14 protein-coding genes are annotated in these 15421 nt (G+C 62.4%); 13 read left to right on the top strand and 1 reads right to left on the bottom strand.

Translation table 11 applies throughout. The annotated features are described in order from the left end of the window. Positions 1-2 precede the first annotated feature (2 nt). The 5 genes from E7T09_RS04085 to E7T09_RS04065 all read left to right on the top strand — a co-directional run bounded on the left by E7T09_RS04085 (position 3) and on the right by E7T09_RS04065 (position 5949). Positions 3-398, top strand: coding sequence for a hypothetical protein (locus E7T09_RS04085; protein ID WP_136387834.1), 396 nt, complete (start codon positions 3-5; stop codon positions 396-398). Positions 399-1561: 1163 nt separating this feature from the next. After that, on the top strand, positions 1562-4261 hold the full coding sequence (locus tag E7T09_RS04080) for an HYR domain-containing protein (RefSeq protein ID WP_168734685.1): 2700 nt from the start codon (positions 1562-1564) through the stop codon (positions 4259-4261). Positions 4262-4508: 247 nt separating this feature from the next. After that, positions 4509-4898 (top strand): hypothetical protein, encoded by a 390-nt coding sequence (locus E7T09_RS04075; protein WP_136387832.1) that lies wholly within the window; start codon positions 4509-4511, stop codon positions 4896-4898. A gap of 367 nt (positions 4899-5265) precedes the next feature. Beyond that, positions 5266-5502, top strand: coding sequence for a hypothetical protein (locus E7T09_RS04070; RefSeq protein ID WP_136387831.1), 237 nt, complete (start codon positions 5266-5268; stop codon positions 5500-5502). Positions 5503-5523: 21 nt separating this feature from the next. Next, on the top strand, positions 5524-5949 hold the full coding sequence (locus E7T09_RS04065; protein WP_136387830.1) for a response regulator: 426 nt from the start codon (positions 5524-5526) through the stop codon (positions 5947-5949). A gap of 93 nt (positions 5950-6042) precedes the next feature. Here the strand turns inward: E7T09_RS04065 and E7T09_RS04060 are convergent, their stop codons facing one another. Beyond that, positions 6043-6708, bottom strand: a complete 666-nt coding sequence (locus tag E7T09_RS04060) for a hypothetical protein (RefSeq protein ID WP_136387829.1) — start codon at positions 6706-6708, stop codon at positions 6043-6045. A 366-nt stretch (positions 6709-7074) separates the two neighbouring features. Between E7T09_RS04060 and E7T09_RS04055 the strand changes: the two genes are divergently transcribed. The 8 genes from E7T09_RS04055 (at position 7075) to E7T09_RS04020 (ending at position 15374) form a co-directional block, all read left to right on the top strand. Next, the gene (locus E7T09_RS04055; RefSeq protein WP_136387828.1) at positions 7075-9033 is read left to right on the top strand and encodes a choice-of-anchor L domain-containing protein; all 1959 of its coding nucleotides are present in this window, start codon (positions 7075-7077) and stop codon (positions 9031-9033) included. A gap of 159 nt (positions 9034-9192) precedes the next feature. Next, entirely contained in the window at positions 9193-9918 is a 726-nt protein-coding gene (locus E7T09_RS04050) for a hypothetical protein (protein WP_136387827.1), read from the top strand. A 114-nt stretch (positions 9919-10032) separates the two neighbouring features. Then, positions 10033-10761 carry a hypothetical protein gene (locus tag E7T09_RS04045; protein ID WP_136387826.1) on the top strand — a complete coding sequence of 243 codons (729 nt, stop codon included), beginning with the start codon at positions 10033-10035 and terminating at the stop codon, positions 10759-10761. Between the two features lie 196 nt (positions 10762-10957). After that, complete coding sequence (locus E7T09_RS04040) at positions 10958-11740, top strand: hypothetical protein (protein WP_136387825.1); 783 nt, start codon at positions 10958-10960, stop codon at positions 11738-11740. Between the two features lie 492 nt (positions 11741-12232). After that, the gene (locus E7T09_RS04035) at positions 12233-13768 is read left to right on the top strand and encodes a hypothetical protein (protein ID WP_136387824.1); all 1536 of its coding nucleotides are present in this window, start codon (positions 12233-12235) and stop codon (positions 13766-13768) included. After that, positions 13768-14241, top strand: a complete 474-nt coding sequence (locus E7T09_RS04030; protein WP_136387823.1) for a Tfp pilus assembly protein FimT/FimU — start codon at positions 13768-13770, stop codon at positions 14239-14241. Before E7T09_RS04035 ends, E7T09_RS04030 begins: the two co-directional genes overlap by 1 nt. A gap of 3 nt (positions 14242-14244) precedes the next feature. Next, complete coding sequence (locus tag E7T09_RS04025) at positions 14245-14691, top strand: type II secretion system protein (RefSeq protein ID WP_136387822.1); 447 nt, start codon at positions 14245-14247, stop codon at positions 14689-14691. Next, a complete protein-coding gene (locus E7T09_RS04020; RefSeq protein WP_136387821.1) occupies positions 14688-15374 on the top strand; it encodes a prepilin-type N-terminal cleavage/methylation domain-containing protein in 687 nt (228 codons plus the stop codon). Before E7T09_RS04025 ends, E7T09_RS04020 begins: the two co-directional genes overlap by 4 nt. Positions 15375-15421: the final 47 nt, after the last annotated feature.

The following is a 15421-nucleotide window of genomic DNA, read 5'->3' as shown; positions in this document are numbered from 1 at the left end:
CCTTGACCCTCGCCGCCTGTGCACCGACCCAGAGCACTGGGGGCCTGGGCAGCACCGGGGCGACCGCCCTGAAGGTGCCGCATCTGACCCTCTCCGGCCTGACCGTGATCGTGCACAACCCCGCGGACGGCACCCTGACCGGTGACACGACCCGGAAGCAGGGCCCCGAGGTCACGGTGGACGGTGTGGACATCAAGCCTGGCGTGGGGGAGATGTGCCTGCCGGATCCCGGAGTGACTAAGGACATCTCTTGGATCTGCACCTCGAAGGATGTGGAACCGGGCGGCACCGACGACCTGGTGTTCCTGGCCAACGGCCCGGCGCCCAGCATCAAGGACGCGCAGGGCTTCGGGTACCTGGGGAACGGCGTCCCAGTGCCGCTGGCGCTGATCAGGTAACGGACGGCTTCAGCTGAAATAAACCGCCCCTCCTTCGGCATCAGTCAGGGCGGGGCGACATTCATAATCTCGCCTTCAGGTGGGGTTCATGTTTTGTGATCGTTTGTTACCAATCCATCGGCAGTACTTTAAAAATCAAAAATGCCTTCCAAGACGCGATTCTTCATTTACTGCCCAGTACGCGACTGTATCAATTGTCACGTGTGCACTTGTTGCTTAATGAGAAGAGGTGTGAGATTCGTAATGTCGCCTTCAACCTGAATGCCCACGGACACCCCGCCCGCGGGAGTGGTTGACCCATGTCCGCTGGAGTCGAGATGATGAAGCTGTACCTGGTGCCCTTCGTCGCCGCCTTGCTCAGCCTGGTCGGCTGTCAGCAGGCGGCCACCCCTCACGCCGCCGCGCCACCCGCGGCCGTTGCCAGCACACCCTCCGCCCGCCTCACCGCATTGAGTCACGGCCGCTACGACAACCTGAGCTACACCAAGACCGGAACCACGTCGGTACTGTTCACACTCAAGGGTGGGTTCCGTCGTTCCTACTTCGCCAACTCTGGAGCCAACCGGGGCGATGGCTGCTGGAATGCTTTGGGAACAACAACCGTCTCGTGTACCGGCGCCGGCGGAATGGCTGGTGTCGGCGACTACATCTCCATGGACGTGCGTACGGCTGGGAGCTTCAGGTATGGCGACCCCGCAAATACAGTCCGGCCCGGGGACGTCATCGGTCGGGTCGAGGCCGTTGACGCCACTAATGACCTTCTGTATGCCACTGCGATTACTGCAGTGAATACGTCGCCAGTAACCGTCACTGATGGCATCGCCCATACATACCCGGCCACAGGCCCCTACACTGCGATTTTTTCCGCGTGCTGCCGCATCGATACGGCCGACACCACGCTGAACGATTCGTATGAGGTCGACGCTGTCGTGAACCTCAACAACGGCAACACCGGGAACCCCGTGAGCACCGTCCAGCCGATCGTGGACTGCGCTGTGAATGCTACATGCACTTTCTCTGTCCCCGCTGCCGATCCTGACCCCGACCATGTCCTGACCTACCGCTTGGCCACTGTAGCCGAGAGTGGAATATCCGGAACCCTCCCTGGCACTATCACAGCTGCTGGTATTTACTCGCTTCCCAATACGACCCTTGGAACCCATGTGCCGGTCGGCACCATGTACGCCACCCAGGTCATCATCGAAGAACGCCTGGGCAGTGCCCCCGGAACGATCCTCGCCACGACGCCGGTCGATTTCCTGATCCGCATCGTCACCGGCACGCCCCCCGTCTTTACCGTGACCTCCCCCTTCCCCACCAATGGTCAGGTCTTTACCGCCCCGGTGGGCCACGCCTTCACCCAGCAGGTGCAGGCCGTCGATCCTGACTTCGTGTCCGGCAATGCGGCTGTCGACATTGACGAACTCGGCTTCCCAGCCGGGGCCACCCTCGACGCTTGCACCTCGACAGCCGGCACCACCACCTGCACGGTGAACTGGACACCTACCCAGGCCGACGCCGGCAAGAGCTTCGTCCTCGCCCTCACCGCTCATGACACCTCCGGACTCGGCGCCGCGCCGTACAGCTTCACGGTGAACGTCCCGGCCAACACGGCGCCCACCCTCCACCTGCCGGCCCCCATCACCGTCGAGGCCACCTCCGCTACAGGCGCGATCGTCACCTACTCGGCCACCGCCACCGATGCCGAGGACGCCACGGCGCCCGATATCACCTGCACGCCTCCCAGCAACAGCACCTTCGCGCTCGGCCAGACCACCGTCACCTGCTCCGCGACCGACTCAAACGGCACCAAGTCGACCGGCACCTTCACAGTCACCGTGGCCGACACGACGCCCCCTGTCCTGAGCAACGTCCCGGCAGCCTTCGCCATCGAAGCCACTGGCCCGAATGGCGCGGCCGTCACCTTCACGGCCCCCAGCGCGAACGACGCCGTGGATCCCACCCCGTCGGTGTCGTGTGATCCGGCCAGCGGTACCACGCTGAGCGTCGCGGTTCACACCGTGACCTGCACGGCCACGGACGCGAGGGGCAACCACAGTGACGCGTCGTTCGTGGTGACCGTCACGGACACCACGAAGCCGACCCTCACGCTCCCCGCGACCATCGTGAAGGAAGCCACCAGCGCCGCGGGCGCAGCTGTGACCTTCACGGCGACGGCGACGGACATCGTGGATGGCACCTTGACGGTCACCTGCACCCCAGCCAGCGGCAGCACCTTCGCGCTGGGTGACACGAGCGTGACCTGCAGTGCTACAGATGCCCACAACAACAAGGCCACTGGCACCTTCACCGTGACCGTCCAGGACAAGACCAAGCCCGTCGTGACCGTGCCGGCCAACCAGACCCTGGAAGCGACGGGCCCCAGCGGCGCCATTGCGACCTTCAGTGCCTCTGCGACCGACATTGTAGATGGCACTCTGACGGCCACATGCGACCCGGCTAGTGGCAGCACCTTCGCGCTTGGCGCGACCACTGTGAACTGCAGTGCCACGGACGCAGCCGGGAACAAGGGGACTGGTAGCTTCACCGTGACGGTTCAGGACACGACCAAACCCGTGCTCTCCCTACCCTCGCCCTTGACCGTTGAGGCCGCCAATGCCAGCGGCGCGAACGTCTCCTTCACGGCCACCGCGAACGACCTCGTGAGTGGTTCGCGTCCCGTGAACTGCACCCCGAACAGCGGTAGCACGTTCGCGCTTGGCACGACCACGGTCAACTGCAATGCCACCGATACGGCGAGCAACACCTCCACGGGTAGCTTCACCGTCACTGTGAAGGACTCGACCGCGCCCACCCTGGGGGCCCACGCTGGCATCACTGCTGAAGCCACCGGCCCGGCGGGTGCGGCCGTCACCTACACTGCTCCGGCTGCCTCCGACGCAGTTGATGGCTCCCCGACCGTGACCTGTCTGCCCGCGAGCGGAACCACCTTCGCGCTGGGAACCACCTCGGTCGCCTGCACGGCCAAGGACGCCAGCGGCAACATGAGCCCACCAAGTACGTTCAGTGTCACCGTACAGGACACGACCGCGCCGGCCATCACGGGTGTCCCGGCCGACATCACAGTGAACGCAGCCAACGCCTCCGGCGCAGTCGTCACCTACGTCACCCCGACGGCCAGCGATCTCGTCGACGGCGCTCGGACGGTTACCTGCACGCCGGCCAGCGGTTCGACCTTCCCCATCGGCTCGACCACCGTGACCTGCAAGAGCGCCGACTCGCGGGGTAATAGCGCCTCGAAGACCTTTGCAGTGAATGTGCGTGACACCGTACCGCCGGTGCTGAGCCTGCCCGCGAACATCGTCACGAACACCGCCGCCAACGGACAGGCGATCGTGAACTTCACCGCCACCGCTAACGACGCCGTCAGCGGACCGGCCCCGGTGACGTGCACCCCGCCCAGCGGCTCGACGTTCAACGTGGGGGTCAACACCGTGACCTGCACGGCCAAGGACGCCGCAGGGAACCAGGCCACCGGTACCTTCACCGTGACCGTCCGGTATGCCTTCGACGGGTTCTATCAGCCGATCGACATGAACGGCGTGCTGAACAGTGTGAAGGCGGGCAGCGCGATCCCGGTGAAGTTCAGCCTGGGCGGGAACCAGGGCCTGGACATCTTCGCGCTGAACTCGCCCAGCTCGGTGGGGAACACCTGTGGCACGGCACCCGTGGATGACGTCGAGCAGACGGTGACGGCGGGGGGTTCGAGCCTGTCGTACTCCGGCGGCGGTCAGTACATCTACGTGTGGAAGACCGACCCCAGCTGGTCTGGAACCTGCCGCAAGCTGACAGTAACCCTTAGAGACGGAACCAGCCAGTTCGCCTACTTCAAGTTCAAGTAAACCCGCTTCACGTGCGCCCCGCCCTGGCTGATGCTGGGGCGGGGATTTTGGCTTGGGATCCGGTCGGCGCTCAGCATCCAGGATGCACAGGGTCTTGGGGGACATGGGGAATGGCCTCCCAGTGCCGCTCGCGCTGATCAGGTAACGGACGACTTGCGCCAAATGCTCGCCCCTGCGGCCTGGTGTTGCGGCGCTGGATGTGGTGCTGGTGGGCTTTTCGCAGCGTTACGGCGAGTATGCTGTTGGAATGACTGCCGTAAGGATTACCTTGGCGCAGCATCAGTTCAGGAAACCCAGGCCGTTCTTCGACCGGAGCGGATTGTTCTTGGCTTTTGGAATTTCTGGGGAGGACTACAGTCGAGAAGAGCGGATGCGGCGGCGCTTCGAAGAAGAAACGTTCACCCACCACGTAACCGTATCCCTCGCGCCACCTCTTGAGCCGGGAGATTACCACCTGGAGGGCGTGCCGGACGAGGTATCCCAACGCCCATGGATCGTGAGCCGCAAGGGTACAGCCACCACCACGCTGAGCGACGACGGTTGGGTCGCCTTTCAGGCCTGGTTGGATGGTGGCCTGCGGGTCGTCAATTCCTCTCCCCAGACGAACCCGGCATCACCTCCGGGCTCGCGAGGGTAAACTCCAGCAATTCCAGCCCCTTGGGCATTCACGACTGGCGTTGACTTCCTGACCACCGCGGTGTTCACGTCTCGTGCGAGATGATTGCTCAAACCCAAGGGTGTGTCCCACCTGGGTGCTCACCGTGAAGGCCGTAATCCCGTCCGTATATGGCCTGATCGCCTCTGCTTGACGGCTGAACGCGTTTCTGGAGCTATCGGACATCTCTGACCAAACACCGCCCTGCCCCCGGCCTCGTGTCGGAGGCGGGGCGTTTTCTCGGCAAGCCCAGCGGCGATGTCCAGCGCGACTTCCAACCCTCTTAGAGTTAGGTGGAGCGTTACTTCATGGAGCTCGTGGTAGGCGCCGGCGCTCCCTACACTCAGCTATGGATACGGAGGAGCTCGAGCGGTGGCAAGGTACGCTCCCCACGAACCGCGATGACCTGCTGGTCATCCTCGAACAGTTGCAGGCGGATTGGCTGGAGGCCCAGACCGCCTTCACTGCGGCCGTGCGCCTCGGCACCGGGGAGGTCATTCAGCAGGTCGTGATGACCCTCGCCCAGCAGATCCAGATCGTCGAGCAGCACCTGATCCACGGTGACGCCGCCACAGGTGAACCCTGACCCCCTATCATCACCGCACGTATGCCTCCCTCCCTGCGGGTTCTGCTGGTCGATGACAATCCGGTCGATCTGGATCTGGCCCGCGAGGCCTTCAGTGAGTACGCGAACCACGTGTCCCTCACCACCCGGCAGAGCGGCGCGGCGGCCCTGGCGTGTCTGCGCGATCCACATGCCGAGCGTCCGGACGTCGTGGTGCTGGATGTCAACATGCCCCTGATGAGCGGGTTCGAAGTGCTGCGAACCATCAAAAGTGACCCCATTTTGCAGAACATGCCGGTGGTGATGCTGTCGACGTCGACCAATCCGGCGGATGTCGAGCTGGCGTACAGCCTGTTCGCGAGTTCGTACCTGGTCAAGGAGACGAGCTTCCCGTCTTTTCTGAGGGAGGTGGAGGATTTCGTGCGGTACTGGCGGCGGTGTCAGGTGGCGCGTCAGGCCGCTGACTGAGGCGCTTGAAGGTCACATCTAGAGGAGCAGCCAAACCGCCCCGCCCTGGCCTGTGCCGGGAGCGGGGCGGTTTGTCGTCTCAGTCGGTCGTCTTCAGAACTTCGTGACTGGCAGCTTGGCCACCGTCCGGATGGTCACGGCCGTTGCCTTGCCATCGGTGCTCACCGCGTTCGTTGTGGTCACGGCCGTGTTCCAGCCCTGTTTCAGATTCAGGCTGAGCGTGATCTTGCTGTCCGGGCAATCCAACGTCCCCGTGGCTGTAAAGGCCTGATCCGCGTAAAAGTGAGTGATGTAATAATCCCCGACTTTCCGGGTGGTGCCCGCGTCCGGGTTGTTCTCAACCAGATAGCCGATAACGGAGCCATCGGATTTCTTCAGGGCATAGGTGTTGATGCTGAACTGGCGGGCGGTCTTCACGCTCTGCGTGAAGACGCCGGTGCACCCCGTGCGTGGGGTCTGCTGGAACGTATTGAGGTAGGGCGTCACGGCGTCCACCGTAGGCAGGGTGAGGCTGAAGGTGCCGTCAGCGTTCACGGTGGCCGAGGAGAGCTTGACGTAGGTCGACGCGTCGCTCGGTGTGGGTCGGGCCTGCGCTTCGATAGTGCCCGCGCCGTATGTCCAGTCTGAAATGGTGCCGCTGACTTTGTTGGTCAGGCCGGCGGGATCCGGTGAAGGGAGGCCGGTGGTGGAGGTTCCACAGGCGACCAGGCCGAGGGAGAGGACGAGGGCGGCACCGACGCTGAGAGGCAGGATGTTCATACTTTCTCACGTTAGGGTGGACGTCGTGTGGGGGGTGCCGCACCTCCAGCAGGCGTGCAGTTGGTGAAGGATTGATGAGGCGGCGCGCCAGTGCGCCCCGCTCTGCTTGCGGCTGGGGGTGGGGCGTTTTCTGGTTTTAGTGTCTCAAGGCACTTTGTGTGTTAATTACTGTGATCTGCATTTCAGTACATCACCAGAAAAAGTGTGCGAATGACCACTTATTCCATGAGCTCAACATTAGCCTCTCCTCAAACCCAGGAGCAGCTCAGGATCTTGGTTTCACCCATGCCACGCGTGGGTGGACGACATCTCGTCTCTCATCGTACCGGGGGGTACCAGTTGAAGGTCACACCCATTCTTGCTCTGTTGTCACTCACGCTCGCCGCCTGCAGCCAGCAACCTGCACAGCCCCTCTCTGCCGCCCAGCAGCGCGCGGCCGTCCACCTCACCGCAGGCGCGCTCCACGCCCAATCCACTGGCAGCATCGTCGTCACGCCCTCAACGGCCTCAAACCCTGCCAACGCCACCACCCTGGCCAACACCCTGGTCGGCGCCGGTGTGACCGTCAGCAACGCCACACTCACCGGTGCCCCCGCCGCCTCGGGCACCTTCACCGGTGGTACCGCTGCCTTCCTGTTCGACAAGGGCGTCATCCTCAGTTCCGGCAGCGCGGCCTCGGTGGTGGGCCCCAACAACCTCAACGCACCCACGCAGGCAAGCCCACTCGTCGGGGCGTCAGACAGCTACAACACTGCAGGCGACAGTGACCTGCTGGCCCTGGCCAAAACGTCCGCCCAACTTGCCGGTGCCCCAGATCCTGGCGCGAGTTACGACGCTTCGGTGCTGCAGTTCGACTTCGTGCCCACCAAAGACCTCGTGTACTTCAGTTACGTCTTCGCGTCCGAAGAGTACCTGGAGTGGGTCAAGACCGAGTACAACGACGCGTTCGGCTTCTACATTAACGGCGTCAACTGCGCCATGGTGCCCGGCTTCACCGGCAGCCCCCCCGCCCCCGTGCCTGTCACCGTCAATACCATCAACACGACCAAGAACCCGGCGCTGTTCCGCAATAACACCGTCAGTGGTCCCCTCACCAACGAAACCCAGGCTGACGGTCTGACCACGGTGCTGACGTGCAGTGCCAAGGTGAACCCTGGTGTGGTGAACCACGCCAAGCTCGCCATCGCGGATATGGGGGATAACGCGCTCAACTCCTGGGTCATGATTCAGGCGGGCAGTTTCAGCACCACCAACCCCAACGGCCCCGTCCTGACATTGCCTGCGGATCAGACTGTCGAGGCGACCGGCCCGAATCCGCTGAGCGTGCCCTTTACCGTTACCGCGTCGGACGTGCAGGACGGCGACCTCACTCCGAAGGTCAAGTGCGACCAGACCACCCCGCTGAGCGTGGCCTTGGGCCAGACGGTCACCGTCAAGTGCAGCGTCGCCGACAGCGGCGGCCTGACCGCGAGCGGCCAGTTCACCGTCAAGGTCGTCGATACCACCAAGCCGACCATCACGCTGACCACGCCAGTGGACGGCGCCACATACGCGCCTAACCAGATCGTCAAGGCGCAGTACACCTGCACGGACACGGTGGGGATCGCCTCGTGCACCGGTACGGTGGATAGCGGCGCGTCCATCGACACGTCGACCCTCGGCCCGAAGACCTTCACGGTCACGGCCAAGGACACGAGTGGGAACGAGCAGACCACGACCGTGACGTATAAGGTCGTGGACAGCATCAAGCCGACGATCTCGCTGGTGACGCCTACGAACGGCGCGGTCTACAGCCTGAACCAGGTGGTGGCCTCGTCCTACAGCTGCGCGGATGAGACGGCGCTGGCCAGCTGCGTCGGGACGGTGCCGAGCGGCATCCCCATCGACACCGCGACCTTTGGCATCAAGACGTTCACGGTCACGGCCAAGGACACCTCTGGCAACACCCAGACCACCACCGTCTCATACAGCGTGCAGTACCCGTTCGCGGGCTTTTTCCAGCCGGTGGACAACCTGCCGATGGTGAACACCGTCAAGGCGGGCCAGGCGATTCCGATCAAATTCTCTCTGGGTGGAAACTACGGCCTGAACATCTTCGCAGCCGGTTCGCCCACCTCCGCGCTGGTGCCGTGCAACCAGACGGCACCGGTGGATGACATCGAGCAGACGGTGACGGCGGGCGGCAGCAGCCTGTCCTACGATCCGGGCAGCAAGATGTACAACTACGTCTGGAAGACCGATAAGGCCTGGGCGAACACCTGCCGCCTGTTGACCGTCACGCTGAATGACGGTTCGGTGCACAAGGCCCTGTTCAACTTCCGCTGAGCACCTCTTTACCGCCCCGCCCTGGCTGATGCTGGGGTGGGGCTTTTTCTGTTTGGGTTTCCTTTCGTTGCTCAATCTGGCTGGACTTGAAGGAGCAAGACTTCGCGCCACTCAAGTGCAGCAACGGAGCGAAGCGATCTCACCTAACATGAGTGTTCCATGACAGATCTCAACAATGAAGCCAAAGGCCGTATTGAAGCCGAGGAGCGCTATCGCGCCCAGAAGGGAGCCGCGTCCCACTGGCCGGAAGACCCGCGACCGGGAACCACTCCGTCCGCTACACCGGTCAAGGAGCCGAACTACTGGCTCGGCTTCTTCCTGAATTTCTTCTTCCTGGGCAGCGGGTTCACGTACATCAACCGGATCGGCTGGCATTTTGGGTGGATTGGCATCGCCCTGGCTAGCGGTGTCGTCACCGGCCTGCTCATGGTGGCCACGCCCGGAGTCGGGTCGCTGGTGAGCTTGGTCTCACTGCTCATCGCGATCGGCACGATGGTGCACTACCGCAACACTTACGCCGCTGAGTTTGCGCGTGGATCCATCGGGAAGCCGATCGATAACACATTGAAATGGGTGCTGATCGGCGGCCACATTGTTCTGGGATTCGTTCTCCAGGTCGGCATTCTCAGCGCCATCCTTATCCCTAACCTGATGGGCGCACGGACTCGGGCCTTCGAGACAGGCGGCAAGGCGTACGCGCGTCAGGTGAAAACAGCGGCCATGATCGATGCCCTTGACGGCAAGTTGAAGTCAGGGCCCTGCGTGACCACGGTGCCGGTCACGCGCCCGGATTACGTGACGAACTGCTCTATCGATGCCAGTAACCCTCTCGTACCAAGGATCGCAGTGACCCTGAACAACGGTCGGGTGATCACCCAGCCGTGAGGCCCTGAAAATCACCACTCAGTCTGACCGCCCCGCCCCGGCCTGTGCTGGGAGCGGGGCGGTTCGTCATCATGTGCGGCAGGATCGCGGGCGGCCCCACAGTACAGTCCGGGCATGCGACGTCTTTCCCTGCTGCTCATTCCGCTGGTGCTCTCGGCATGCCAACTCGGCCGGGACTATCCCTACCCGGAGGCGCCAGCCACCCTCGACTACGGCCCGCACCCGGCGGCCCTGGGGACCGCCGTGACCATCACGGGCCCGGCCGATCCTTACACCAAGATGGGCGCAGAAATCTACACCGAACAAAACCTGACGGGAGAGAGCTACGGGGAAATGCTGCCCCGCCAGCAGGTCCGGCTGAGGCTGCCCGCCACGCCTCCGCCACGCTCACATACAGGCCCGATCCTGGCCTTGCCAGAGGAGATCGACCCACTCGTTAATCCCAGGCATTGCACGGTCAACACGGTCACGGTGAGCAACGACGCGACATACAGCGTGCCGGTCTTCTACACCGCGGCTGCGAAGTACACGGGCCAGATGACGGCCCAATGGAGTCCACCACGCACGTATACGGAAGTGCTTCCAGCCTTACTTGCAGGCGGGAAGGTAGGTTTCCTGCGAACGGGCCTTCTGGTGCATGTGGATCACGATGTCACGGTGAAGGGCGAGCGGGAGTGCGAGTTGGAGTTTCAGAATTCGTCGGAGACGCTGAAGATCGACGTGGACCTGAAGGCGGGGTGGAATGTGCTTCGCGAACAAGACGTGGTGGGCACGGATCACACACGCGACACGTGGGATGTTGCCGTGACGGGGGGCGCGGCGGATTACACCGTCACGCCCTGAGTGAGGAATCGCGTGCGTTAGAGCGTTCCCGCCCTGGCTGATGCCGAGTGAGGGAGCGATTGTATAGGGCCTCAACGGCTAGGAACCCTCTGTGGCCTGACGGGGGATCCGCTCCCCAGTAGTGTCTACCCTCCCCATCAGGGAGGTGCGTGATGTGCGGCATCGCAGCGCAGCCCGCTCCAGTAGGCTCCACGCTGTGAAACTCCACCTCATGCTGCCCACTCTCATGCTCGGTCTGGCGATCACCGCCTGCACCACCACCCCCGTCACCGTGGATCCCCCTGCAAAAGGCGGCGATCCGCTGTCCCTGTCCCTCAGTGGCACTGTAAAAGTCAGCGAAGCCGGGTACAAGGAAACCGACGCGGCCGGCGGCACGCTCACCATGCTTTCGAACTCCTACTCCGATCAGACGGGGCTGGTCCAGACCCCGCTGGCGTCCACTACCATTCAGGCGGACAACACCTTCACGCTGACCACCACGCAGGCCCAGCTGGACGCTCAACTCCAGACGCCGACGATCAGTCCCCAGCAGCCCGGCTGCACGGGTCCGAGAACGTACAGCGACATCTCCAAGTTCAAGATCATCCCCGAGATCGTGTTCTCCGCTGAAAGCAAGGCCATCACCAAGGTCTTCCTGTCCCTTCGGCCGGCGGGCACGCCGACGCTGACGCTGACGACGGGGTACAGCTTCGATTACGCCAACGGTCCAGCCACGATCGACATGAACGAGACCTGCACGTTCCAGAATGGCGACGGCACGACGACCACGATCACCACGGTTGCGAAGATCTCGTATCACAAGGGCTGGAACTTCCACTCCTTCACGACCTCCGGCACCGGCTCGAAGGTCACGACCACGGCCAAGGATGAAACGCTGCCCGAGAGTTTCATCCTGGGGGGCTTCCCCGCGCCGCCCGTCAACACCCAGGCGGTGAAGGCGTCCACGGCGATGGTGCCGACGTTCTTCCAGTTCCGGTAATCCTCGTGCCCTGAACCCCCACCTGCATCTGGTGGGGGTTCGTCCTGCTGTTGGTCTGACTGGATTCAGCTGCGTCCTCTCCTGGTTGAGTCCTGAGTCAGGCGAGAATCGGTCCTCCTGCGGCATCATTCCGTCCCAGTCGATCGCCCCGCCCTGGCTGACGCTGAGTGTGTGGGAGTGACGGCAGCTCACATCCATGCCCACGGGAATGGGGTATACACCTTTCAGGGGAACTTCCTTCCGAGATCGCTGTAGCGTTTCGCACGCGATTGAATCCTTACCCTCCAGCTGTTGAAGGGTGATGGGGCCTGCCTGTTACTGGGTGTGAACTCAGTGCGGGTGTGAGATTGATGGAGGCTCATACTGCTTCTTAACATCTTTCTCACCCCAAGTGGGTGTGGCAAAAACGTGAAAAACCGCGCATTGTGCTGGATGAGCCGAAGGGGGAACCATATGCACAGGGGCCGATCGACAACACAAGGGTTTGTCCTGGTGACCGTGCTCGCGATGGCTGTGCTCATCGGCGTGATTCTGGTCGTTGCCTCCACCTTTGCTCTTTCCGCCCGGCAGACCGTCACCGCCGAGGCACAAAAAATACCGGCGTTCTACGCCGCGAACGCAGGTCTTGAGCGGGCAATGGCCAAGATCTCCGCGCTGATCACGCCCACCCAGACGGTGGCCAAGTACGGTCTGGCCTCGACTGGAAAGCTCTATCGGGATTCGCTGACCAATGATGTGGCGGCTGACCTCGCCGATCGTCTGAACGGCACGGGAAATCTGGCCACATCCAAAGGCACGGTCGCCGGCGGCACATTTATTGTCACGGCAAGTACCAAAGGCAGTTCAACTGTGGAATTGAAATCAGTTGGATCCGGAGGTACCGGCGGCAAGCGCACCATCCTCCTGTCCTACCTCATCACGGCGAGTACCCTCAAAGACGCGACGGCGGGTGCCCTCGCCACGACCGGAGGAAGCACAGTCAGCGGGGGCGCCAACATCGTTGGAACCACAGGCGCTGTGGGAACAGGCAGTGTGGTCACCTGCGCAGAGTCGAGCGGAGGCAACTGCGTGTCCCCCTCCAGCCCGGCCGTCTATGCGGTGACGTGGCCGCTGGCCACCCTCCCCAAGGTGGGCGACAACGTTACCTATGCTCCGGATCCGGCCACGGATCCCAACTACTACAAGGGTGACGCCCTGTACAAGGTCACGAAGGTTGACACCGCGACGGGTGCGGTCGAATTGAGCGCGGTCAACGAAATCATCAATGTTGCCACCACTAGCGGCAAGAAAACCACGGTCACAGCCCAACCGGTGCCTCTGTCGAGCCCCGCCAAACTGGCTGTCACCACGGAAGTGCCCGCCATCCTGAGCTACCTGTCGTCCCCTGATGCCAAAGGGCAGGCTGGGTCGAGCTGCACCGTCTACACGTGTGGCTACCTTTCCACCGATCCCTCAAAACTGTTTGATGCCACGTTCGGTGAATCGAAAACCAAGTTCAGGGGCGACCTCGCGGACAGCACGCTGACCAAAGCGATTACCACCAGCGATCTGTGCCCTTCTGGCTCCACGGACAGCAAGGTGCAATGGCTCGAACCCACCAGTTTAAACGGGGGTCAGCTCAGCCTGACGCCCTGTGATACGCCGCGCATCCTCGTGGTGAACGTGCCGGCGATCAATTGCGCCGCCAACAATCCGAGCTGCATCACCATCAACCTCAACAGTGGCGGCTTCAAGGGCCTGTTGTACATCATCGGAAACGACCAGTCGGTTCAGATCAATGGGAGCGCCGGTTCATTCGCGGGCGGGGTCATTATCGAGACCGGTACCAAGTCAGACGCAACCAATCCACCTGCCTCGCTCGCAGGCACCGCGAAGGTGGGGTACTGCGGATCGACCGACGCCAAAGTCTGCTACGACGCAAACATCCTGTCGAGTCTTCTTCCCAACATGAGGGCGGCCCTCGACTCGTCCTCCCTTCCGACCATGGGTGACCTTCTGAACTCGTGGAAAGAAGATCAGGGCAACTGATGAGAGCAGCCGGCTTCTCACTCCTGGAACTCCTCGTTGTGCTGGCGATCGTCGGCATCCTTGCGACCATCGGAAGTGCGAACTACCTCAAGTGGATCAACACCAGTCGGGCCGATGCAGTCGCTGCTGAAGTCGGTCGGCTCCTGGAGAAAGCGTCATCTAAGGTTAGAACGACGAATCAGGACGTCACATTCACTCTCGACGCCGTTGCCAAGACCATTGATCTGTCACAGGGCGGTGTGTCCTTTTCGAAGACCCCACCACTTGACGTCACAAGCATTGGCCTGACCTGCCGCCCGGATTGCCTGACGACATCAACGGTCATCAAGGCCAGTGCGCCGTTCGGCGGATTTGTCAACAACGCCGTGCCTCCAGCCTTTGCAGACATCAAACTCGTGATCACCCGCAATGGTGTCAGCCGTTCGGTGTACGCACTCGGGCCGTCAGCCCTCCTGAAAGTGGTGCGGAACTAAGGTATGAAGACCACCCAGGGCATGACACTCATCGAAGTCCTCATTTCGATCGCCATTTTCGCGGTCGTGATTGCGATCTCGTCATCGGTGACCGCGTCGCTGTCGACCAATAAGGTCTCGACAGATCGCTTGAAAGCCAACCAGGCCGCGCAGGCGTTTTTCGAGACCGCCACGGAGTACTGGCGCACGACCGCAAACTTCGGCAGCGCCAATCCTGCGGCGTTCCCTGTGCCGACCGACGTCACGGGGTACACCTGGAGCCTGACGATCACGGAGGTGGACATGACGTCGCCAACCTTCGCAGCGAAAAGCTCCACCACGTGGACTAAAACGTCCCAGACGCCCTACACCGCCTCAGCGTCCGCCACCCTCATGAATTTGGCGTTGACGTATGCGCCCACCGGGAGTGGCAGCAGCTTCGTGAACGGCACGGAGATCTACAAGCGATGAGAGCCAATGGGTTTACCCTGGTCGAGCTGTTGATCGTGTCGGTGCTCGCCACGTTGATTCTGCTGGTCGCGTCGCAATTCCTGCAAAGCACCAACAAGGTCTCCACCGCGTCAGTGACGACGTCTGGCGGTATCAACCACGTTCAGCAAGGGGCGAACGTGGTCGCGGACGACGTGCGCCGCGCCCTGTACATTGTCGCTCCAGGCGCGACGCCTTACCTGTCCACGCTGGCGGTTGGTGCACCGACCACTGGATCTCCGGCCGTGACCAAAGCAGGAGCAGACGTGCTCGCGCTCTATGCCGGCAAATCTGTTGGAACCCGCTGCACTGGCGCCACAGAAAATTACGAGTACGTGGTGTATTACCTCACGACCCGCAGCAACGTCACCACCGGATCCGAATGGTCGACCGTCGCTACCGACGGCCTCAATACGAACCAAAAGGTGCTAATGCAGTTCAGCGCATGTGTGAACGTGCTGGATCCGGCGGCAGCCGTGACCACCCAGGAAACGCTCCGGGTGGTGAGTGATTACCTCGGCGCAGGATCATTCACCTATACCGCATCCAGCACGATGAAATACCGGCGGGTGACCCTGACCCTGACGCCACAGCAGAATATTGTCGGTCAGACGGTGGCGGCCAACCCCGTCACGACCATCGCGACCGCCCGCAACATCTATTGAGCCCCACTGTATGGGCGTTCGGAACAGTGACCATCGACTGTTTCAGC

It is taken from the genome of Deinococcus sp. KSM4-11 (assembly GCF_004801415.1).
Taxonomy (GTDB): domain Bacteria; phylum Deinococcota; class Deinococci; order Deinococcales; family Deinococcaceae; genus Deinococcus.
This window is presented reverse-complemented; position numbering and strand designations above follow the sequence as displayed.